Genomic DNA, 22,203 nt, shown 5'->3' with positions numbered 1-22,203 from the left:
TTATTTTAATACTTTTAATAAAAAGCAAAAATTAATCATAAATGTTGCGTAATATGTCTAATGGCCATTATGTTGTTCGGATATAGTGTTACTGGGGTTTAATGAACACGATTCATCCATAGATGGAAGGGTACGCGGCGTACCATTACTTCCATTATTTTTAATATTATCATCGTTCCATCCAGCTGGAGGACGAACTGTTTTACGGCTCATTAAATCTTCTATCTGGGGCGCATCAATGGTTTCATATTTCATTAGTGCATCTTTCATGGCATGTAAAATATCTATATGTTCTATTAATAATGTTCGGGTACGATCATAGTTACGTTCAATAAGTAATTTTACTTCTTGATCAATAATGCGTGCTGTTTTATCAGACATATGTTTCGTTTTTGCTACTGATCGACCAAGAAATACTTCACCTTCTTCCTCTGCATATAATAATGGACCTAATGTTTCTGAAAAACCCCACTGTGTTACCATACTTCGAGCAATTGAAGTTGCTACTTTAATATCGTTGGACGCGCCAGTAGATACTTTATGTATACCATAAATCATCTCTTCAGCTAGACGACCACCATATAAAGTAGAAATTTGACTTTCTAACTTTTGTCGACTAGTACTTATAGCATCTCCTTCTGGCAAAAAAAAGGTTACTCCGAGTGCACGACCACGTGGAATAATCGTTACTTTATGTACTGGATCATGTTCTGGCACTAATCGGCCAATAATCGCATGACCTGCTTCATGATAAGCAGTATACTCTTTTTGTGCTTCAGTCATTACCATTGAACGACGTTCAGCACCCATCATTATTTTGTCTTTAGCTTTTTCAAATTCTACCATAGATACTACATTTTTACTGTTTCTGGCAGCAAACAATGCCGCTTCATTGACTAAATTAGCTAAATCAGCACCTGAAAATCCAGGAGTTCCCCTTGCAATAACGGAAGCATTCATATCAGGTGATAATGGTACTCGGCGCATGTGTACTTTCAAAATTTGTTCTCGACCACGCACATCGGGAAGACCAACGACTACCTGTCGGTCGAAACGTCCTGGACGTAAAAGGGCCGGATCTAGTACATCAGGTCTATTAGTTGCTGCAATGACAATAATACCTTCATTTCCTTCAAAACCATCCATTTCTACTAACATTTGATTTAAGGTTTGTTCTCGCTCATCGTGACCTCCACCAAGTCCAGCGCCCCGATGACGACCTACAGCATCAATTTCATCAATGAAGATAATACACGGTGCCATTTTTTTTGCTTGTTCAAACATATCTCGTACTCGAGAAGCGCCCACGCCAACAAACATCTCAACGAAATCTGAACCAGATATGGTGAAAAAAGGTACTTTAGCCTCGCCAGCAATAGCTTTAGCCAATAGTGTTTTACCTGTTCCAGGCGGACCGACCATTAAAATACCTTTTGGAATCTTACCACCTAATTTCTGAAAACGACTAGGTTCACGTAAGTAATCGACTAATTCTCTCACTTCTTCTTTTGCTTCATCGCAACCAGCAACATCAGAAAAGGTTATTTTAATTTGATCCTCTGTAAGCATGCGCGCTTTGCTTTTTCCAAAAGTCATTGCACCTTTACCACCACCTTGCATTTGCCGCATGAAGAAAATCCAAACCCCAATCAATAATAGCATCGGAAACCAAGAAATAAAGATTGATGCTAATAGACTAGGTTCTTCTGGTGGCTCACCTACTACTTTGACACTTTTGTTTAAAAGAATGTCAAGCAATTTTGGATCATTAACCGGAATATAGGTAGTATAACGATTACTATCTTTTTTAGTAACAGTAATTTCACGACCATTAATACGTGCTTCCTTAATTTGATCCTGATTTAACTCAGACATAAAAGTGGAATAATCTATTTTACGTTTACTTGATTCACTGGGTCCAAAGCTCTGGAATGCTGACATTAATACAACTGCAATCACCAACCAAATAATCAGGTTTTTTGCCATATCACTCAAGGAATAATCCTCATATTACAAGGTATTAAAATTAGTATAGAATACTATATTTTTCGCCCTGTCGCTACAACGTATATTTCTCTAGAACGAGTTCGGGAAGAGTGTGGTTTTCGGATTTTTATCTTCATAAAAAGAGCGTGAATTTTGTGTAGACATACATCAAACTCTTCTCCTTGAAAAACTTTCACTAGAAAGGTTCCGCCTGGTGATAAAATATCACGGCATATCTCTATCGCTAATTCTACAAGATGTATAGCATTACTAGTATCAACTAATGGAATACCACTCATATTCGGTGCCATATCGGATAAAACTACTTGAACTTTTTTTTCGCCTACTAATTTTAAAAGAGTCTGTAGCACCTGGGGATCACGTAGATCTCCTTGTATGAATTGAACACCTGTTATCGCATCCATAGGTAAAATATCACAAGCGATAATACGTTTTTCTCCACTTATTTGATTAGCAATGAACTGCGACCACCCACCCGGTGCCGAACCCAAATCAACAATAGTCATTCCAGACCGAAATAGTTTGTCACTTTTCTGTATTTCATTAAGTTTAAACCAAGCACGAGAACGTAATCCTTTTTTTTTGATTGTTGAACATATTGGTCGCTGCAATGTTCGTGCAACCAGCGTTTAGAACTTGTCGAAAAATTTTTTCTTATCATTTTTATTTTCCAATAAATTTTATAAAACGTATATAGCTATGAATAAGATTAATGATTCATGTATTCACATTATCATGAGATGTTTTAAAAATTAAATTAATACGTTTGTAGAATATTTCATGTTATCCTCAATTTAAATAAATTATAGAAATAAATTTTAATAATGAGTAAAACAACATATTAAAGTCAAAATTAATTTTTTAATTCACAAGAACCGTTCCTATATATTTTTATAAAGTCATTAACTTTGAGGTCATCTTGTAAAAATTTTAAATTTATCTATGTATAATTTTATTAATTCAATGAGTTTAACAGTGTTAAGTTTCATATCAATAAATGAGTATTAATCACTTTAATATATCTATATCAATGGTATAATATGGAGTATTAGATAATTTATTGACAGATAATGTATTGATTGAAATATAAAAGACATGTTAAACATGTATATAATGGTATGTATTCAAAATATTAAGACAGTAAAAAATTGTGTTTAGATTATTGCAGCTGTTTTAAAAAAATGAATAAGATTCTGCATATATATTTATTTTTTAAAAGCATATCTTATTTATTTAACCAATAAATACTTAAAATTGTTGATTTTTAAAATCAATTGATAAATATAATTTTATATCACTCTGTAAAATTTTATAAATATCTTACTTTAAGAATTTGATATTCTACTTTACCCCTGGGTGTTTGGATAATTACAATTTCCCCTTCTTCTTTGCCTATTAATCCCCTGGCAATAGGAGAATTTATAGCGATTAAATTTTGTTTAAAATCAGCTTCGTCATCACCTACTATGCGATAGACTTTTATTTCTTTATTATTTAAGTGTTGCAAACTAACAGTAGCGCCGAAAATTACACGTCCGTTTGGGGATATTTGCATTATGTCAATAATATGCGCATTGGCTAATTTAGCTTCTATTTCCAAAATTCGACCTTCACAAAAGCCTTGTTGTTCTCTAGCGGCATGATATTCAGCGTTTTCTTTTAAGTCGCCATATTCGCGGGCATTAGCAATAGCTTGTATGATTTTAGGACGATTAATGTTTTTGAGATATTCAAGCTCTTTTCTCAATTTTTCAGCACCACGTAGTGTCATTGGAATTTGATTCATAATCATTCCTCTATAAATTATTTCCGATATAAATAACCGATTCACTATTATAGATGAGATGGTAGTATTTATAATATTTCACATATATTCTTTATTACCTTGTGTATAGAACACAGTATTTTCAATACTTCTGATTGAAAGTTACTGTGCCATTGTGATATATATCTCGTAAAGTGTTGTGTGGGTCATGGATTATTTTACTCTATTTATCTATTACATGTAACAGTATGTTATTTTTAATGTTATTTTTAGATTGGAAAGTATTTATTTTATTTGCATTAGGAGAAACTAAGATGCACTAATATAATATCTCATATATTTATATTCGAATATGTTAGTTTTAGTTAAAAACTATATTAATCATGCTAAATTTAAGTATGTTAATTTTTACATGGTGGCAATGGCAATGAAATATTAAGAACTAAAAATTGTCGTCTCACCATTTCTTATCACATCTTCTGATAAATTTATCAGCAGCGCTAATATGGATTTATTCACATCTTCAATAAGATATACAACTGAATAAAAATTCTAGTGTTATTTTATTTTGACCAATTGAATAGACGCTTCGGTATGAAATTAAATTTTTCTGACTTTTATGATATACTAATGGTTATAGAAATAAAAAAATTTATCTGTCTGATAAATGAAATCAATTGTCTTGTGAATATGCTACTTAACATACGGATTTTAAAAGTAACCTCTTCAAGATCTTTCATCTATGCATAAATAAATAATTAACATTTATTTCATTGGTTAGGTATCCGATATAATGTTTATTGCCCCCCCTCAACTAAACAATGTAAATTTCATAAAAACACTCTATATTATATAATAGCATTCATGTTATTGAATTCGATTGAATATTTTATTGGTGTTTCATAAATCCATATAATGGATAATGGAATTCATTATCTAATTTAGATTACGATATAAATATTTTTATTTAAAAATCAAAATTAATTATGTGTTAATAACACATTTCTTTTGTATTATTTTTATACCATGTTCACTACCTATAAGTGCAATATCTGCGCCACGACGAGCGAATAATCCTACGGTAACAACTCCTGGAATATTATTAATTTGTGCTTCAAGTTCAATAGGATTAACAATTTTAAAATTATGAGCATCTAAAATAATATTGCCATTTTCAGTAATAATCCCTTGGCGATATTTAGGAATACTACCTAATCGTACTAATTCACGCGCTACTAAAGATCTGGCTGTAGGAACAACTTCAACTGGCAGAGGAAAATTACCGAGCATATCTACTAGTTTACTAGCATCTACAATACAGACAAATTTACGTGCTACAGCAGCGATTATTTTTTCATGAGTGAGTGCAGCACCACCACCTTTAATCATGTGCATATATGGATTGATTTCATCAGCACCGTCCACATAAAGATCAAGCATGTCTACAGCATTTAGATCAACTAATGGAATACCTAGTTTCTTTAATTTCATGGAAGATACTTTAGAACTAGAAACTGCACCTTTTATTTGATGTTTTACGGATCCAAGTGCATCAATAAAATGATTGGCGGTAGAGCCAGTACCAACTCCTACGATAGTACTGGTCTGAACATATTGCAATGCTGCCCAACCGACCGATTTTTTAATCTCATCCTGTGTCATAATTCGCTATTCATCCTAAATCTACATCGTATTTTCAGTGTAAATCCATTATTAAAACAATTGCATAAATATTGTCATTACTTTTTTTATAAATCTTTATGTAAGATGAGGTTATGTACCTAGTTAAAGTGAGCAAAAATTTTTTAGCATAGATAGAAAAATGGCAAATTAATCTTTTTAAAATATAAAATAGATATAGGAAGCTATACAGCTATTTATTTGATGTATTTCGTACTTGTAATGATAAATAAAAATATACATATTAAAAAATAAATAATCAATTTACCATTTAATGAATAAATAGTTAAGCTATTTAAAGTTTTCTATGCTATATAAAAATCATTGGAATATAATATTTTATATAGGCAAAATAGTTAATTTATATTTATTACTAACCTGTTTGTGTATCATAAATTCAATAGTGATAATTCTGATTATTATTAAATTAATCAACTAATATTATAAAGTGCAGTATGTATTATTACATGTTTAATACTCAATCATATAAAAATATATTTACTACTTTTAAAATTAATTGTTAAACAGCTAATGCATCAAATCAATAGTTAGCAAATATAATCAGAACAGACATAAACAAAGAACGTTACGATATTATAATAACATAATATGCATATGAAGCAATGTAGCTTAAAAAATATTTATATAGCATATTAATGCTTTTCATTTTAAAAAATGCTCATAGTCAATATGACGCAATTGCTATTTTATATTTAATTTTTTCTTTACCTTTGATAAACATTTTATATTCATGCAGTTATTATTTAATATATAGTTTTGTGATAGTTTTTTTTGTTTTTATATTGTAACACATTGATTATATATTTATAAAGAGTAAAAATATTGTTGTAGTGAGAATTTATTGATAAATTTTCATAATTTTAAATAACTATCATTATAACATAGAAGAGAATAACCAATTATAATAAATTGGAATACTTGTATCAAGCGCATATATACAAGGACAATATACCTATGACAATGTGCTATTAATACGTAAAATTATATTGAAAAAGTATTTTTTCCTATGGAAATATAATGATTCTTACGATTTCAATTTCAATAACATTATGAGTTGATGGTCATGCACATCATGATATTTTTAAAACCGAAGAATTTTATACAGCAATCTAAATAAAATATTCAAAATAAATACAATGTGTTATGACGAAAAAGATATGACCTCATGAAACATTTTCAGTATGAAATACTTTCAATTCATAAAATATATAATATTTCATGAACAATATTTCTATAATTTCACTGAAAAACAAAACTAAATTTATGATAGTTAAATAATGTGATTTTTTCTCAGAAGTAGTTTTCAATCATTATTGATATAACAGGAAATCAACTTCCTAAAATACTATTTTAAATAATTAATGGTAAAAAATAATTAGTATGTTAGATAATTATATGTACAATTTCATATTTCTTTATCTATTGCTCTTTCTCTCTGAAAGAGAACCTGCTAATCATTATCAAATATTTATAATAACACAATATGAATAGGTAATTATTCATATTGAACGAACGACCGTTATCTCTATGCTTGCATAAAACAATTATTTCTTATTATCATGTGAATCTCTAATTACTTAATTAATTTTATATAAAAACCATTCGATGAGATGTCAGAGTAATTCACTCTTTATGTTATCTATTAATTAGATTGAAAATAATTAAGTTATTTATACCACATGAAAATTTGAATACTAATTTTCTTTATTTATCGCGTAATAGCAATTCAGCACATTACAGAAAATATTGTATATGATAATCATAAATGAAAATATATATCACGCACATTTAAACGTTTTAAAATATATTAATTTAATGCGTTATGAAATTTAAAAAAAAGTAATATTTTCTCTATTTCTATTTTTTATTCAATAGCAATTAACATATAAATTAATTGTAATATTCCAAAGAATATTTAATAAGTCTTATAATTTTATTCTGGTGGGATGACAGACTTTTAGCATAACGCATATAAAATTATAATTCTCTGTGGAAGAAAGTTCACTATATATAATTAAAATTCATTAGTATATAATTAAAATTTATTAGTAATGCGATTTGAAACGGCTATACGTCCAAAAGGATTAGCTATTAAAAATGCTAATAAACTTATTGTTAAGGCTAAAACGACAGGATGAAAACCACCTGGCTGTAGGTCCATTCCGACCATTAATGTATAGCTTGTACCACCAACTACCATGCTACTCCAAGCGCCAGTGGAGTTAGCACGTTTCCAATAGAGACCAAATACCAATGGCCACATAAACACCGATTCCATGCCACCAAACGCTAATAAATTAAGCCATATAATCATTTCTGGTGGATGCCAAGAAGTTAATAACAATAATAAACCCAATGCAAATGTCACTAGGCTAGATAAGTATCTTAAACGACACTCATTGTTGGTTTGTTGCGGATGCAAACTGAGATACAGATCCTTCATGATAGTAGCAGAAGACTGTAATAATTGTGCATTAATTGTTGACATAATGGCTGCTAGTGGTGCTGCTAAGAAAATTCCTGCTACAAATGGTGGTAATAACTTTACCATTAAGGTTGGTACAACTAAATCCGGTACAGTCAATCCGGGTAAAATTGCACGTCCTAATGCACCAGCTAAATGCATTCCAAGCATTAATACTCCAATGAGTATTGTACCAAGAATCGTGCCGACATGAATCGATTTACTATCACGACAAGAAATACAACGAATTGCAGTATGTGGTAAACCAATGACTCCAAAACATACTAAAATCCAAAAAGAAGTCACAAATTTTGGCGATAGCACATTGTCGGCTCCAGTTGGAGATACTAAAGCTGGATCTATGTTGTGAAGTGTTGTTACTGCTGCGCTAATACCACCAGAAGCATAAATAACTGCTATCAAAAGAATTCCAGTTCCAAGCAACATAACTATTCCCTGGAATGCATCGTTCAATACACTGCCACGAAACCCTCCAAAAGTAGTGTACAATACGATGCTAATGCCGAAAATTAACAAATTAATATCATAAGAGATTCCAGATACAGTTTCTAATAATCTAGCACCACCAACAAATTGCACTGTCATAGCGCCAATAAATGCTATTAATAAACTAATACTGGCCAGCCATACTAATAACGGGCTTTCAAAACGTGCTAGAAGTATATCGTTTAATGTGATTGCATGATAGCGCCGAGCAAGAATAGCAACTTTTTTTCCAATAACACCTAACGATAACCAGATTGCCGGTAGTTGAAGAAGAGATAACAGTACCCAACCCAAGCCATATTTGTAGGCTGCACCTGGGCCACCAATGAATGAACTTGCACTAATATACGTAGTAGTGATAGTCATCGCCAGTAAAAAACCACCCATTGAACGATTACCAATAAAATAATCCTGCAAGCAACCATTTTTTACACGACTGAAATAAGCATAAAATGTAAACGCAAAAACTAACGATAAATAAGTAATTAACGGGAGCATCATGTCAATGCACATCTGGATCGTCTTCTAATACAATATTACGATAAATGACCCGTACCATCAACCAACAGAGAAAAATAAACAATATCGGAATACATAGACAAGCTAATTCAAACCAGTGAGGAAATCCAGTAATGCCCTGTGCATTATCTGGATAATATGCAGCAAGTAACCAAAAAATCAAATAGGCTATCGTTAGACCAACAGTCCACCGTGCTTCATAGTTAGCTTGAAGATATCGCTTATCCATTTTGTGATTCACTAAGTTAATTAATGTTCATTAGAACTTAATAAGTTCATGTTACTCGTATCATTTTGCTAACTTATGTGATTAATAATAAAAAAATCAGGTTATTGCTAGCTTTATCATAGTCGTATATCATACAGGCATAGTTGTGCAATAGCTAGATTAAGTCTTTTTCAAACCAAATTTTTTTTCCAGGTAATTAATATTGGTACTACCTTGCTGAAAATATTTATCATTCATTATTTCAAGTTGTAAATCAATATTAGTTTTGATGCCATCAATAATTAATTCTGCCAAGGCATTTTTCATGCGAGCAATAGCTACTTGTCGTGTATCTCCAAAACAGATAAGTTTACCAATCATAGAATCATAGAATGATGGTACTGAATAACCAGCGTAAATATGTGATTCCCAACGAACTCCAAAACCACCTGGTGCATGGAAACGAGTAATTTTGCCAGGACTAGGTAAAAATGTCACAGGATCTTCAGCATTAATACGACATTCAATTGCATGCCCGAATACTTTTACATTTTCTTGTTGTATAGACAAAGGTTGACCAGCTGCGATACGAAGCTGTTCTTTGACAAGATCTATTCCAGTAATCATCTCAGTAACAGGGTGTTCCACCTGAATTCGAGTATTCATTTCAATAAAAAAAAATTCGCCATTTTTGTATAAAAATTCAAAGGTTCCTGCACCCCGATAACCAATATTCGCACATACTTTAGCACAACGTTCACTAATATCTTGGCGAAATTCATCAGCAATGTCAAATGCCGGTGCTTCTTCTATCATTTTTTTATGAGAGCGCTGCATAGAACAATCTCGATCTGATAGATAAATGACATTTCCTTTATCATCGGCAAGCACCTGAATCTCAATATGGCGTGGATTATCTAAATATTTTTCTATGTAGACCATGTCATTGTTAAATGCAGCTTGTGCTTCTAAACGAGTCATATAAATTGAGGATGCTATCTCTTCATCAGTCTGTGCGATACGCATACCACGTCCACCGCCCCCGCCTACTGCTTTGATGATTACTGGATAACCAATATTATTAGCTATAGCACAATTTTTGTCTACATCCGTTCCTATTAAAACATTAGAGCTAGGCAAACAAGGTATGCCATCTTTTTTCATCACATTGATTGCAGAAACTTTATCACCCATTAGTCTAATTGTTTCAGATTTAGGTCCGATAAAGATAAAACCGGAGCGTTCAACCTGTTCTGCAAAATCAGCATTTTCAGACAAAAATCCGTAGCCTGGATGAATAGCCATTGAACCCGTAATTTCTGCTGCAGAAATAATAGCAGGAACATTGAGATAACTTTGGATAGAAGGTGGTGGGCCAATACAAATAGTCTCATCTGCTAATAAAACATGTTTTAGATCACGGTCAACAGTAGAATTTACTGCCACAGTTTTAATACCTAATTCTTTACATGCACGTAAAATACGAAGCGCAATTTCACCACGATTTGCTATGACAATTTTATCTAGCATTTGCTCTCTCATCATTCAAGAATAACCAGAGGTTCATCAAACTCAACTGGTTGACCATTTTCTAATAGAATAGCTTTCACTATACCAGATTTATCTGATTCTATTTTATTCATCATTTTCATTGCTTCAACGATACAAAGAGTATCACCAATGTTAACTGTTTGACCTACTTCAATAAATGGTTTTCCATTAGGGTTTGAAGCACGATAGAAAATGCCTACCATTGGAGAGCGAACAATATGATTATTTATACTCGGTGAGATGCTTGCAATGGGAATAGTAGTAGAAGAAGACTGTTGAGACGTAGGTCCGTAAATTTGTTGCGTCGCTGAAGTTGATTGCACTGTGGCACGACTAATACGAACTGATTCTTCGCCTTCAGAAATTTCTAATTCCACAATACTAGAGTGTTCAACTAATTCAATCATTTTCTTTATCTTACGAATATCCATGAATAAGTTCCATATGCTAATTAATTTGATTTAGATAGCAGTTTTACTGCTGCCTGTAAAGCAAAGTAATATCCCTCAACACCAAGACCACATATTACGCCGACCGAAATATCTGATAAATAGGAGTGGTGTCGAAATGGTTCTCTTGAATATATATTGGAAAGATGAATTTCAATAAACGGAATATTTATTGCTAACAGTGCATCACGTAAGGCAATACTGGTGTGAGTCAAAGCTGCAGGATTGATTAAAATAAAATCTGTATTTTCCCGTGCTTGATGAATACAATCGATCAATTCATTTTCAGCATTTGACTGAAAATGATTAAGTTTTATCCCCATTTTACTAGCCATGTCACTTAAATATACGATGACATCATCCAATGTAGTATGCCCATATTTATCAGGTTCGCGAAAACCAAGCAAATTTAGATTTGGTCCATTGAGAAGCAAAATATGGAACTTGTTATTTTTTGTTATGTGATGAACTATTTTCAATTTATGTCACCCTATGAAATACACGATAGTACACTATTGATTATTTTGCTAACGTTATCGATAAGAATTTGCAATCTAGATCAAGTATTATCACACAGTTACTATTGAGAATATTAAAATCAATCTCACTATGCAAAGATATGTAATATGTGTTTTTTAAACCTGTTTAAAAAAACTCAATAAAACGAAATTAAATAATGAAATTGTTATTTATTATGGATATCGTAATATATTTTTATAGAATCAATTAATACATGCATTATGCAATAACATATTGTATAAATTTTTAAATTAAAAACATTTAATCAAACTACATGAACAATTTTCATTATTTACTGTTAGCTAACTATATTTAAAACCTCCAGGTTAAAATCATAAGTAAGTTAGAATCTAAGAAATTATGACTATTCCATAATCATTCCAAGTCGATTGAATTAATTATGATAACTTTAAAAATCAATTAATAGAGGTTATGTATAAGTTAACACAACAGAGTGAGAGCATATGTTATGCTATACAGTGAATGAAATAGTACAAATTCAGTATTTATTAATATAAAAACATAGAAGAACAAATGTCTGATCATTGTCGATAACTTTATTAAATTCAGAACACTTTATTTTTACTACATTTATTTTTCAATTGTCCACAGTTAATTACGATGACTTATATGTCAATACGGATTAACATGTTCTCTTGATACTGTCAAATATTAAGTTAATAGTTAATCGACACCCACATGTTATAGATATGGGTTATAATGTTTTATACTAGGACTAACATCGTGATATTAACAGATTTATCGAATTAAAATACTTATTAAGGGTCAAGAGATGAGCTTCAATTCTAATGCTCTAGTAAAATTACTGAATATTTCTTGTGAAATACAGGATATGTATGTATATGCTCATCTTATTAGTATATAGTAATTCATAATAATAAGGATAGCTAATAAGATTATTGTTACCTAGTGTTTTTTTTAAAAACATCACAATGTAGTATGGGCATAATGTTTACAGATATTATATTTGATTAATTGGCTCAATAAAACTTTCATTTTATCTGAAAAGGTTTATATGAATAATTAAATATGATATTTGATCAACAAATATGCTTATTTGAAGATAACTTCTTTGGTTCCGTGTTTAATAATACTATTATGGTAACTGAAATAATAATACATGTACTTTAAAAATGTAATTATTTTAAACGTTGAATATCATTCAAATAAATTTAATAATAGAATTATTGCTGGTTTGAAGGAATTCATTGCATTACTAATTCACTATAATTATTAAAAATTAGCATAGTTTATAACTTATGTTAACTCTCTTTTAATTTCCCTTTTAAATACCCTTTCTCAGGCTAACATACTGATTAATTATCTCGATTAAGATCAAATTTTATTTCTTAAATTTTGATCAGTTACACCATGTAGTATCTTTAAAAAAATCTGCATAATATGTTGCTTATAACGACAGTATAATGGAAAATATTAAGTAATATCAAAAAGTATAAATCTTAACCAATGCACTCTCTATCTATTGTTTTAAAAGTCTATTAATAAGGATACTTACAATTTAATGTAGTCATTTTTTAAAAAAAATGTCGTTTTACAACGTAGTGTTTTTTAGTATACAGATATAAAAATGCTAAAAAAATTCTATAATTTATAGGCACTTTAACTAAAGCACTATATCAGTACTTTTATAACAGAGTGTAATAAAAGATTTATTATTTTACTTTTAATGCTAAATAGGACTAAAAGTTAATTATTCATACCATATATTTAAAACATTCAGCATTTTGACATATTCTTAATACAAGATGTCAGTATACTTACATGTCAATGAATATTTTTTAGACGATGTTTGATTATACACACAAAACAATATGGTATTTTCTTTTTATAATGTATAGTAGTATCAAAAGATAATTTATGCATAAGATATGCATCTTTTAATTTTATTTTTTTATGTAAAGTCTAAAAAATTAGCATTAAATATGTATTGAATGTTTTATACAAAACCAATATATACAATAATCGACTAAACTAATTGAATTAAGTTAGATTCAATTTGCAAATATTAAAGAGGACATTATTACGGATTACGCGTTTTATTACACTTTATTACTGTTTTTACTATTTTTTGTTATTGGTATAATGAATAAATTTCATTTCGTCCCAGTGTGTAGGATTATTCTTTAACTATGTTTAAAAAATTTCGAGGCATATTTTCCAATGACTTGTCCATCGATTTAGGTACTGCTAACACGCTCATTTATGTTAAAGGACAAGGTATTGTCCTCAATGAGCCCTCCGTTGTTGCTATTCGTCAAGATCGTTCTGGTACTCCAAAAAGTGTTGCATCTGTCGGACATGCAGCAAAGCGAATGCTTGGTCGTACTCCCGGTAATATTGCTGCTATTCGCCCAATGAAAGATGGAGTAATTGCTGATTTTTTTATTACTGAAAGAATGCTGCAACATTTTATCAAGCAAGTCCATAGTAATAATTTCATGCGTCCTAGTCCACGTGTGTTGGTTTGTGTTCCAGTAGGAGCAACTCAAGTAGAAAGACGTGCGATCAGAGAATCAGCCCATGGAGCAGGAGCACGAGAAGTATTTTTAATTGAAGAACCAATGGCAGCCGCAATTGGTGCAGGTTTGCCAGTTTCTGAAGCTACTGGTTCAATGGTGGTTGATATTGGTGGTGGCACCACAGAGGTCGCGGTCATATCACTTAATGGTGTAGTATACTCTTCCTCCGTACGTATTGGAGGTGATCGTTTTGACGAAGCTATCATCAATTATGTTCGCCGTAATTACGGTTCATTAATTGGTGAAGCAACGGCTGAGCGTATAAAACATGGTATCGGTTCTGCGTATCCAGATGATGAAATACGTGAAATTGAAGTACGTGGACGTAATTTAGCAGAAGGAGTCCCGCGTAGTTTTATTTTAAATTCTAATGAAATTCTAGAAGCACTACAAGAACCACTAACTGGTATTATAAGCGCAGTGATGGTAGCATTAGAACAATGTCCTCCGGAGTTAGCTTCCGATATCTCTGAGCGAGGCATGGTACTGACTGGTGGAGGAGCGCTTGTACGTAACTTTGATCAATTAGTAATGAAAGAAACCGGTATTCCTGTAGTAGTAGCAGATGATCCGCTCACTTGCGTTGCTCGTGGCGGTGGAAAGGCACTTGAAATGGTTGATATGCACGGTGGCGATTTATTTAGTGAAGAGTGACATTATTCGCAAGGAAATTCACCGTAACAGGTAGCCATTCCTATTATCATACAATATCATTCTTACTTTAATCCTTATTTTTGTTTAGGATAATACATAGCTTATGAAGCCTATTTGTAAAAAAGGCCCTGTTTTTCAATTTCGAGTTTTTTTAGCAGTTGTAATGTCGTTTTTCATCATAATTACTGATAGTCGGCGAGAAACGTTCATCAAAATCAGAAGCTATATGGACACCGCTATTAGTCCTTTCTATTTTTTAGCTCATAGTTCACGCCAATTACTAAATTATATATCTCAAGCGTTGACAACACGTACTCAATTGGAACATGAAAACTGGACTTTACGCCAAGAGCTCTTATTAAAGAACAGCGAACAATTATTACTGGGTCACTACAAAGAAGAAAATGCTCGTCTTCGAGCATTGTTGGGTTCTCCATTACGTAAAGATGAACAAAAAATGATCACGCAAGTGATCTCTATTAGTGCTGATCCCTATAGAAATCAAATCGTAATTAATAAAGGTCTAGATCATGGTGTTTATGTTGGCCAAACGGTTATTAATGATAAAGGTGTAGTAGGTCAGGTTATTGCTACTAATAAACTTACCAGTCGAGTGTTATTAATATGTGATTCTTCCCACGCATTACCAATCCAAATACTACGCAATGATATTCGTTTGATTGTTGCTGGAAATGGTTCTACCGAACATTTACAACTGGAACAGTTACCAGGTAATGTCGATATCCGTGTTGGTGATATATTGGTAACATCTGGTCTTGGAGGTCGCTTTCCAGAAGGCTATCCAGTTGCTACTGTTTCATCGGTAAAAACAGATGCGAAAACTGCTTATACTATTATGCAGGCACGACCAACTGCTAAATTACAAAGTTTACGACATTTGCTGTTACTATGGGATACTGAATCACATGGTAATATAACACGGCCACCAGAAATAATACATCATATAGCCAATGAGCGGTTAAAGCGTACAATTCCACAGGTTCTATCACTATCAAATACCGTAGTCTCTCCTGTGCAGGCAACCAATTCGACACAAACCAAAGGTCATTATGCAGTTCAAACTTCAGATATTGATTGTTTTGAACAGTAGAAGAAAAATTCTACATTAACAGCTCCTAATCTGTTATATTTCGCATTTAGCTAGCGGTCGAAATAGTTTCGTACGTAAAAAACTAATTGCATCATTATACTGCAGGATAACAGTAATGCATCATTATTATGATCATCATCGTTGGATGATTTGGATGTCTTTTTTTATTGCAGCAATACTGCACATTATGCCTTGGTGGCCCCAAAAACTTATGTTATTCTGTCCATCTTGGCTTAATTTGTTGCTTATTTATTGGATAATGACATTACCACATCACACTAATATAGGAACGGGTTTTTTTATCGGCTTGGTCATGGACCTTATTCTCGGCTCAACATTGGGCATACATGCATTAGCATTTAGTATATTGGCTTATTTAGTGGTATTTAAATTTCAATTATTGCGGAGTATATGCCTTTGGCAACAAACACTAATTGTAATCCTATTATCGTTAATTACTGAAAGCGTGGTTTTTTTAGCAGAATGTTTAGTTACTAATGTTGATTTTCAACCAGAAATATTTTGGACTTGTATAGCAAACGGTATATTATGGCCATGCATATTATTTTTAATGCGTAAAATACGTTGTCGATTTTATACTCAATTTTTATAAAATAAAATTAAATATACAATTTTAGGCAATCTATTAGTATCTAAAATTTTCATATCGGATAATAATTGTTTTATTAGATTATACGCATATGATTCATGATTTTAATAACCATATTATGGTATAATAACTAATGCTAATTATTGAGATAATAGCGCAATTTTAAAAAACAGTGATAAATTATATGTAGCGTAGTAGACATTGATAATGGAAAAACATTTTTATCAAGCCAATTTCTATTGATAACTGTTTAGTCATAGCAATATGAATATTGTTACTAATTGTAGAAAACAGGATATGAGTATTAATTTGACTACTACGATGCTCATAAATTAATAATACTTAAATTATAAAATAAAAATTTGAATATGTGTATGTCTAAAATATGGAGATTTTAGTACGTATGAAATTAATATGAATAGTCCCAACTGTATTCAAAACAAAATTATTTTATAGATAGAATAAATATTCTGATAAATTTTTTATTTTGGATAACAATACAAAAAGGTAGTAACTTACTAATAAATAATATATTAAATATAAACTTTAATCTAATATAATACATATCATGTGTAATTTCATGTTTAACAATTAATTTAATATAATATTTTAGTGAATTTGTATAAGTAAACTTTCAGTTTGAGAGTGTATGAATAATTTTTATTAAAAAAGTTATTTTGATATTAATATTAATAATCATTTTTAATCTGATAATAATTATATCGTTGTATAGACGAATAATAAATAAATATTCATCAATCCTGAAATTTTCTCGATTAGTATTTCTAATACTATAGTATACTTGAGACAAGTAGGAGAATTTTCTTAACTAAACTATGAGTTTGTATATTAAGTACCATGTATGTCATATGTTGTTTGTTCGTTATTTTAAACACAAAAGATAAAATCTCTACTTTATGTCAATATATGTTTCATCTAAATTAAAAATAAGATAGAATCTAATATTGAGTATAAGATAATAGAAATATCTAATATAAAATATTTACACTGTCAAAGTTATTTTTAATATGGCTGTAACGCACGATTACGGAACATTTTTTTCAAAATATTGAGTGATATAATCCAATATAATAGGTTAATAAAATATTAAAATTATGTGTTATATGATGATTGGAACAAGTTAGTCAATTCATGGCGTTCTTTTATCAATTCAGAGCTAATCTAGAAATTACAGTAAAAAAATCTAATAAGACTAATAGTCTGCAATAAATGATATTAATACTTCAACACTAAAATTAAAGTTCATAGTGCAATAATATTATTACTGGACTGATAGTTAGACTTAATCTAATGCACTCATTATCTTTAAATAGTAATATGATCTATTGAATGTTATCTATTAAGTATAAGTAAGTGTATGTAAAATCGCATGGAGTAAACATTACACCTATGGTATCTTATTAATTTTAGTTGATTAATGCATGGTATTGTCTTGATTATATTAAAAATATAATTTTATTTTATTATATAAAAAAACATTTTGCATGTTTTTGTTTCATAGTATACATAAAAACCTGAATATTAAACTATCATTTTAAAAAAAACACATTGAAAACATATATACCAATTAGTAATATATTAATTACACTATTCTTCATTAGCATTATTAGTTGTTAATATGATGAATACGTCATGCCGTAGTTTAAAATATTAGCAAAAAAATACATTAGAACCTAAAGAATATGTAAATAAACTAGTTTTAAATTTTAAAATTAGAAGAAAATGTTCTTTAACTAAAGAAGATAACTAAAAAATTATTTTTATATGTAATGCGTTCTCAAGATTGATTGCAAGGATTTTAATAATCTTTACTTGCTTAGTAAAAAGTAAAAAATAATTATTGATCATATCAATAATATAACTAATTATGTTACTATAAATTAATAAAAAAATGATATTTAAAAATTTATCTGAACGATTATCACGTGTATTATATAATATACGTGGTAAAGGTCGACTGACGGAAAATAATATTAATAATACTCTGCGGGAAATTCGAATAGCACTTTTAGAAGCAGATGTGGCATTATCAGTCGTGCACGATTTTATCAACCGAGTGAGACAAAATGCTTTAGGGCAAGAAATTAATAAGAATTTAACACCGGGCCAAACATTTATTAAGATCATACATATTGAATTAGTACATGCTATGGGCAATAAGGATAATACCTTAAATTTGGCAGTACAACCGCCTGCAGTTATATTGATGGTAGGTTTGCATGGGAGTGGAAAAACAACTAGTATTGGTAAACTTAGTAAACATTTATGTACAAAATATAATAAAAAAGTTTTAGTAGTATCAGCAGATACTTGTAGGCCGGCGGCCATAAAACAACTAGAAATATTGGCACAGACTGCGGGTGTAGATTTTTTTCCATCTGATATTACACAAAAACCGATTGATATCATCAATAATGCATTAATACAGGCAAAGCTAAAATTTTACGATGTACTATTAGTAGATACAGCTGGCCGTTTGCATTCAGATAAGATGATGATGTCCGAAATCGTTGCAGTGCATAATACTATTAGTCCAGTAGAAACTATATTTGTGGTTGATGTTATGATCGGACAAGATATTAGTAACATTGCTAATGCATTTTCTCAAGCGTTACCATTGACTGGTATTATATTGACTAAATTAGATAGCGATACACGAGGCGGCGCAGCATTATCTATTTGCCATCTTACTGGTAAACCTATTAAATTCATAGGAATTGGAGAAACAATTGACGCACTTGAGCCATTTTATCCCGACCGGCTAGCTAGCCGAATATTGGGTATGGGGGATGTGTTATCTTTTATTGAAGAGATGGAAAATAAAATTGATAGTGTTCAAGTAGAAAAACTAACCAGAAAGCTTAATCAAGGTATTGAATTTAATTTGAACGACTTTTTTCAACAATTACAACAGATGCGTAACATGGGTGGTATTGTCAATATCATGAGTAAGTTGCCAGTCAGTATCGGCGGTCAATTACCAGAAGATGTTAAATCTCGTGTAGATGACGGCATCTTGATGCATATGGAAGCTATGATTAATTCGATGACAACTAAAGAACTTTTAAATCCAAATATTATTAAAGGATCACGTATACGCCGTATTGCAGTCGGATCTGGCATGAAAATACAAGATGTGAACAAGTTTTTAAAACAATTCGATTACATGCAGAAAATGATGAAAAAAATAAAAAAAAATGGAATCATAAATTTTATGCGATGCATGAAGAATAGGATTCTTCCTGGTCTTTTTCTAACTGTTAGCTGTCTTATTGATATATAACAATAAAAAATTCTAGTAAATTTAAAAAAAGAATTTTTAAAACTGAGTTTAAAATTAAAGGGGTATTATGGTAAAAATTCGTTTGGCACGCGGAGGTGCTAAAAAACGTCCATTTTATCACATAGTGGTGACTGATAGCCGTAGTGCACGTAATGGCCGCTTTATTGAGCGTATTGGTTTTTTTAACCCGATCCGATCTTACCAAGAAAAAAGTTTTTTTCTAAATTCAGATCGTATTCGACATTGGATTGATCAAGGTGCAATAGTATCTAATCGCGTGGCTGTGTTGATAAAAAATGCTACAAAAAATAATAATGTTTTTAACGATGGCAACAATTAAGTGCAATAATAAAAAATCTATTAACGCTATTATTTTAGGCACAATAGGTGCAGCGTATGGAGTACGTGGTTGGTTAAAAATTCGTTCATCTACTGCAAAAGCTGAAAATATTTTTTCTTATCAACCTTGGTTTGTTAAACAATTTGATCAATGGAATTCAATTTGGTTAGAAAATTGGAAACAGATGAATCAAAATTGGATCGTGAAAATTAGAGAGATAAAAGATCGAGAAACAGCATTATTATTTAACAATCTCGAAATTTTTGTTAATATCTCGTCATTACCAAAGCTTAACGAAGACGAATATTACTGGAAAGATCTCATCGGATGCCAGGTTGTAACTGTTGATGGTTATCAACTAGGTGAAGTGGTTAATCTAATTGAGACAGGTTCTCATGATGTATTGGTAGTAAAAGCTCACTTACAGGATGTTTTTAGTACGAAAGAGCGATTAATTCCATTTCTAGATAATCAGGTAATTAAAAATGTTGATCTTGCTACCCGTTTTATTAAAATTGAATGGGATCCTAGTTTTTAATCTTTAATTTTCAACTAGTAATAACGTCTAGAGATAGAATGCATGTGGATTGGTATAATTAGCATATTTCCTGAGATGTTTCGTGCCATCACTGATTATGGAATCACTGGACGAGCCGTAAAAAATGGTTTGTTGAATATACAGTTCTGGAATCCACGTGATTTTGCCTATGATCGTCGACGTACTATCGACGATCGTCCATACGGTGGTGGACCCGGAATGGTGATGATGCTGAAACCCTTACAAAATGCTATTCATGATGCTAAAAATAGAGCAGGAAAAAATGTAAAAGTAATATATTTATCTCCTCAAGGACGACAACTTAATCAGCAAGGCGTCAGAGAACTTGCCAATAATATGAAAATGATTTTGGTCTGTGGCCGTTATGAAGGTATTGATGAACGTTTAGTCACTACTGAAATTAATGGCGAATGGTCAATAGGTGACTATGTTCTTAGCGGCGGTGAATTAGCAGCCATGGTGTTAATTGATTCAATATCTCGATTACTTCCAGGTATACTAGGACATAGAGCGTCAGCAATGGAGGATTCTTTTTTTAATGGATTATTAGATTATCCACATTATACTCGCCCTGTACTGAGCAACGATATGCAGGTACCGTCTATTTTATTATCAGGTAACCATGCTGGAATTCATAGTTGGCGTTTAAAACAGTCTTTAGGACGTACCTGGCTCAGAAGACCTGAACTTCTTGATAAAATTTTACTAACTAATGAGTATTTACGATTATTGAATGAATTTCAACAAGAAATTCAGAAAAATTAATTGAAATTATATGTCTTATGGTTAATGTTATTACATTTAAATATAAGAGATTTATATATTATGAGATGGATTATTGATAAAATAGAACAGGAACAAATAAAAAAAACTATACCACTTTTCCGACCAGGTGATTCAGTAGAAGTTAAAGTTTGGGTCGTTGAAGGAAGTAAAAAACGTCTCCAAGCCTTTGAAGGTGTGGTGATCGCTATTCGTAATCGTGGTTTACATTCTGCGTTTAGTGTTCGTAAAATTTCTAATGGTGAAGGTGTTGAACGCGTTTTTCAAACATATTCTCCAATAATAGATAGTATATTTGTAAAACGCCGTGGATCTGTGCGTAAAGCTAAATTGTACTATTTACGTGAACGTACTGGCAAAGCTGCACGTATCAGAGAACGACTTAATTAAACCAAAGTATAATAAAAAGTATAATAAAATGTTATATATATAAAAGAGAATAGTTCTAACACATTATTAAATGTTGTACGAAGGATTTGTCTGCGAATATCAATCTTTTAAAGTAATATATTATATATATCAAATAAAATTTTTATATATAATTTTTAAATTCAAATAAACAATAAACAGTTATATGTCTGTCATACATAG

General features: G+C 30.9%; 16 protein-coding genes and 1 pseudogene. 8 read left to right on the top strand and 9 right to left on the bottom strand.

The window, feature by feature from the left end; genetic code table 11:
* Positions 1-57 precede the first annotated feature (57 nt).
* From ftsH to aroQ, 9 genes and pseudogenes are all read right to left on the bottom strand, one after another.
* A complete protein-coding gene (gene ftsH / locus ACICP0_RS02675; protein WP_395480257.1) occupies positions 58-1,986 on the bottom strand; it encodes an ATP-dependent zinc metalloprotease FtsH in 1,929 nt (642 codons plus the stop codon).
* Positions 1,987-2,039: 53 nt separating this feature from the next.
* Positions 2,040-2,668: pseudogene (gene rlmE / locus ACICP0_RS02670) on the bottom strand (23S rRNA (uridine(2552)-2'-O)-methyltransferase RlmE).
* A gap of 648 nt (positions 2,669-3,316) precedes the next feature.
* Positions 3,317-3,793, bottom strand: coding sequence for a transcription elongation factor GreA (gene greA / locus ACICP0_RS02665; RefSeq protein WP_395479768.1), 477 nt, complete (start codon positions 3,791-3,793; stop codon positions 3,317-3,319).
* A 963-nt stretch (positions 3,794-4,756) separates the two neighbouring features.
* Complete coding sequence (rpiA, locus tag ACICP0_RS02660) at positions 4,757-5,434, bottom strand: ribose-5-phosphate isomerase RpiA (protein WP_395479767.1); 678 nt, start codon at positions 5,432-5,434, stop codon at positions 4,757-4,759.
* 2,074 nt (positions 5,435-7,508) lie between these two features.
* A complete protein-coding gene (gene panF, locus ACICP0_RS02655) occupies positions 7,509-8,957 on the bottom strand; it encodes a sodium/pantothenate symporter (RefSeq protein WP_395479765.1) in 1,449 nt (482 codons plus the stop codon).
* Positions 8,947-9,192 carry a YhdT family protein gene (locus ACICP0_RS02650; protein WP_395479764.1) on the bottom strand — a complete coding sequence of 82 codons (246 nt, stop codon included), beginning with the start codon at positions 9,190-9,192 and terminating at the stop codon, positions 8,947-8,949. The genes panF and ACICP0_RS02650 overlap by 11 nt, the downstream gene beginning before the upstream one ends.
* A 159-nt stretch (positions 9,193-9,351) precedes the next feature.
* Positions 9,352-10,701 carry an acetyl-CoA carboxylase biotin carboxylase subunit gene (gene accC, locus ACICP0_RS02645; protein ID WP_395479763.1) on the bottom strand — a complete coding sequence of 450 codons (1,350 nt, stop codon included), beginning with the start codon at positions 10,699-10,701 and terminating at the stop codon, positions 9,352-9,354.
* 11 nt (positions 10,702-10,712) lie between these two features.
* Positions 10,713-11,153: an acetyl-CoA carboxylase biotin carboxyl carrier protein gene (gene accB / locus ACICP0_RS02640; protein WP_395479761.1), complete on the bottom strand. Its 441-nt coding sequence runs from the start codon at positions 11,151-11,153 to the stop codon at positions 10,713-10,715.
* 20 nt (positions 11,154-11,173) lie between these two features.
* Positions 11,174-11,632: a type II 3-dehydroquinate dehydratase gene (gene aroQ, locus ACICP0_RS02635; protein WP_395480256.1), complete on the bottom strand. Its 459-nt coding sequence runs from the start codon at positions 11,630-11,632 to the stop codon at positions 11,174-11,176.
* A gap of 2,229 nt (positions 11,633-13,861) precedes the next feature.
* Between aroQ and ACICP0_RS02630 the strand changes: the two genes are divergently transcribed.
* The 8 genes from ACICP0_RS02630 to rplS all read left to right on the top strand — a co-directional run bounded on the left by ACICP0_RS02630 (position 13,862) and on the right by rplS (position 22,002).
* The gene (locus ACICP0_RS02630) at positions 13,862-14,905 is read left to right on the top strand and encodes a rod shape-determining protein (protein WP_395479760.1); all 1,044 of its coding nucleotides are present in this window, start codon (positions 13,862-13,864) and stop codon (positions 14,903-14,905) included.
* Positions 14,906-15,008: 103 nt separating this feature from the next.
* Positions 15,009-16,016, top strand: coding sequence for a rod shape-determining protein MreC (mreC, locus tag ACICP0_RS02625; RefSeq protein WP_395479759.1), 1,008 nt, complete (start codon positions 15,009-15,011; stop codon positions 16,014-16,016).
* Between the two features lie 115 nt (positions 16,017-16,131).
* Entirely contained in the window at positions 16,132-16,629 is a 498-nt protein-coding gene (gene mreD, locus ACICP0_RS02620) for a rod shape-determining protein MreD (RefSeq protein ID WP_395479758.1), read from the top strand.
* Positions 16,630-18,541: 1,912 nt separating this feature from the next.
* The gene (ffh, locus tag ACICP0_RS02615) at positions 18,542-19,930 is read left to right on the top strand and encodes a signal recognition particle protein (RefSeq protein ID WP_395480255.1); all 1,389 of its coding nucleotides are present in this window, start codon (positions 18,542-18,544) and stop codon (positions 19,928-19,930) included.
* A 67-nt stretch (positions 19,931-19,997) separates the two neighbouring features.
* Positions 19,998-20,270 (top strand): 30S ribosomal protein S16, encoded by a 273-nt coding sequence (rpsP, locus tag ACICP0_RS02610; protein ID WP_395479757.1) that lies wholly within the window; start codon positions 19,998-20,000, stop codon positions 20,268-20,270.
* Positions 20,257-20,808, top strand: a complete 552-nt coding sequence (gene rimM, locus ACICP0_RS02605) for a ribosome maturation factor RimM (protein ID WP_395479756.1) — start codon at positions 20,257-20,259, stop codon at positions 20,806-20,808. The genes rpsP and rimM overlap by 14 nt, the downstream gene beginning before the upstream one ends.
* A gap of 42 nt (positions 20,809-20,850) precedes the next feature.
* Positions 20,851-21,594: a tRNA (guanosine(37)-N1)-methyltransferase TrmD gene (gene trmD, locus ACICP0_RS02600; protein ID WP_395479754.1), complete on the top strand. Its 744-nt coding sequence runs from the start codon at positions 20,851-20,853 to the stop codon at positions 21,592-21,594.
* Between the two features lie 60 nt (positions 21,595-21,654).
* Positions 21,655-22,002 (top strand): 50S ribosomal protein L19, encoded by a 348-nt coding sequence (gene rplS / locus ACICP0_RS02595; RefSeq protein WP_395479753.1) that lies wholly within the window; start codon positions 21,655-21,657, stop codon positions 22,000-22,002.
* Positions 22,003-22,203 lie beyond the last annotated feature (201 nt).

This window comes from Candidatus Curculioniphilus buchneri endosymbiont of Curculio glandium, assembly GCF_964275155.1.
Lineage (GTDB): Bacteria > Pseudomonadota > Gammaproteobacteria > Enterobacterales > Enterobacteriaceae > Curculioniphilus > Curculioniphilus buchneri.
The sequence above is the reverse complement of the archived record's forward strand: the minus strand, read 5'-3'. Positions and strand labels throughout refer to the sequence as shown.

Coding starts and splice junctions, on each gene's coding strand:
- rplS (WP_395479753.1), top strand. CDS start 21,655: ATGAGATGGATTATTGATAAAATAGAACAGGAACAAATAAAAAAAACT.
- ACICP0_RS02630 (WP_395479760.1), top strand. CDS start 13,862: ATGTTTAAAAAATTTCGAGGCATATTTTCCAATGACTTGTCCATCGAT.
- rpsP (WP_395479757.1), top strand. CDS start 19,998: ATGGTAAAAATTCGTTTGGCACGCGGAGGTGCTAAAAAACGTCCATTT.
- ACICP0_RS02650 (WP_395479764.1), bottom strand. CDS start 9,192: ATGGATAAGCGATATCTTCAAGCTAACTATGAAGCACGGTGGACTGTT.
- accC (WP_395479763.1), bottom strand. CDS start 10,701: ATGCTAGATAAAATTGTCATAGCAAATCGTGGTGAAATTGCGCTTCGT.
- rimM (WP_395479756.1), top strand. CDS start 20,257: ATGGCAACAATTAAGTGCAATAATAAAAAATCTATTAACGCTATTATT.
- panF (WP_395479765.1), bottom strand. CDS start 8,957: ATGTGCATTGACATGATGCTCCCGTTAATTACTTATTTATCGTTAGTT.
- trmD (WP_395479754.1), top strand. CDS start 20,851: ATGTGGATTGGTATAATTAGCATATTTCCTGAGATGTTTCGTGCCATC.
- greA (WP_395479768.1), bottom strand. CDS start 3,793: ATGAATCAAATTCCAATGACACTACGTGGTGCTGAAAAATTGAGAAAA.
- mreC (WP_395479759.1), top strand. CDS start 15,009: ATGAAGCCTATTTGTAAAAAAGGCCCTGTTTTTCAATTTCGAGTTTTT.
- mreD (WP_395479758.1), top strand. CDS start 16,132: ATGCATCATTATTATGATCATCATCGTTGGATGATTTGGATGTCTTTT.
- ftsH (WP_395480257.1), bottom strand. CDS start 1,986: ATGGCAAAAAACCTGATTATTTGGTTGGTGATTGCAGTTGTATTAATG.
- accB (WP_395479761.1), bottom strand. CDS start 11,153: ATGGATATTCGTAAGATAAAGAAAATGATTGAATTAGTTGAACACTCT.
- rpiA (WP_395479767.1), bottom strand. CDS start 5,434: ATGACACAGGATGAGATTAAAAAATCGGTCGGTTGGGCAGCATTGCAA.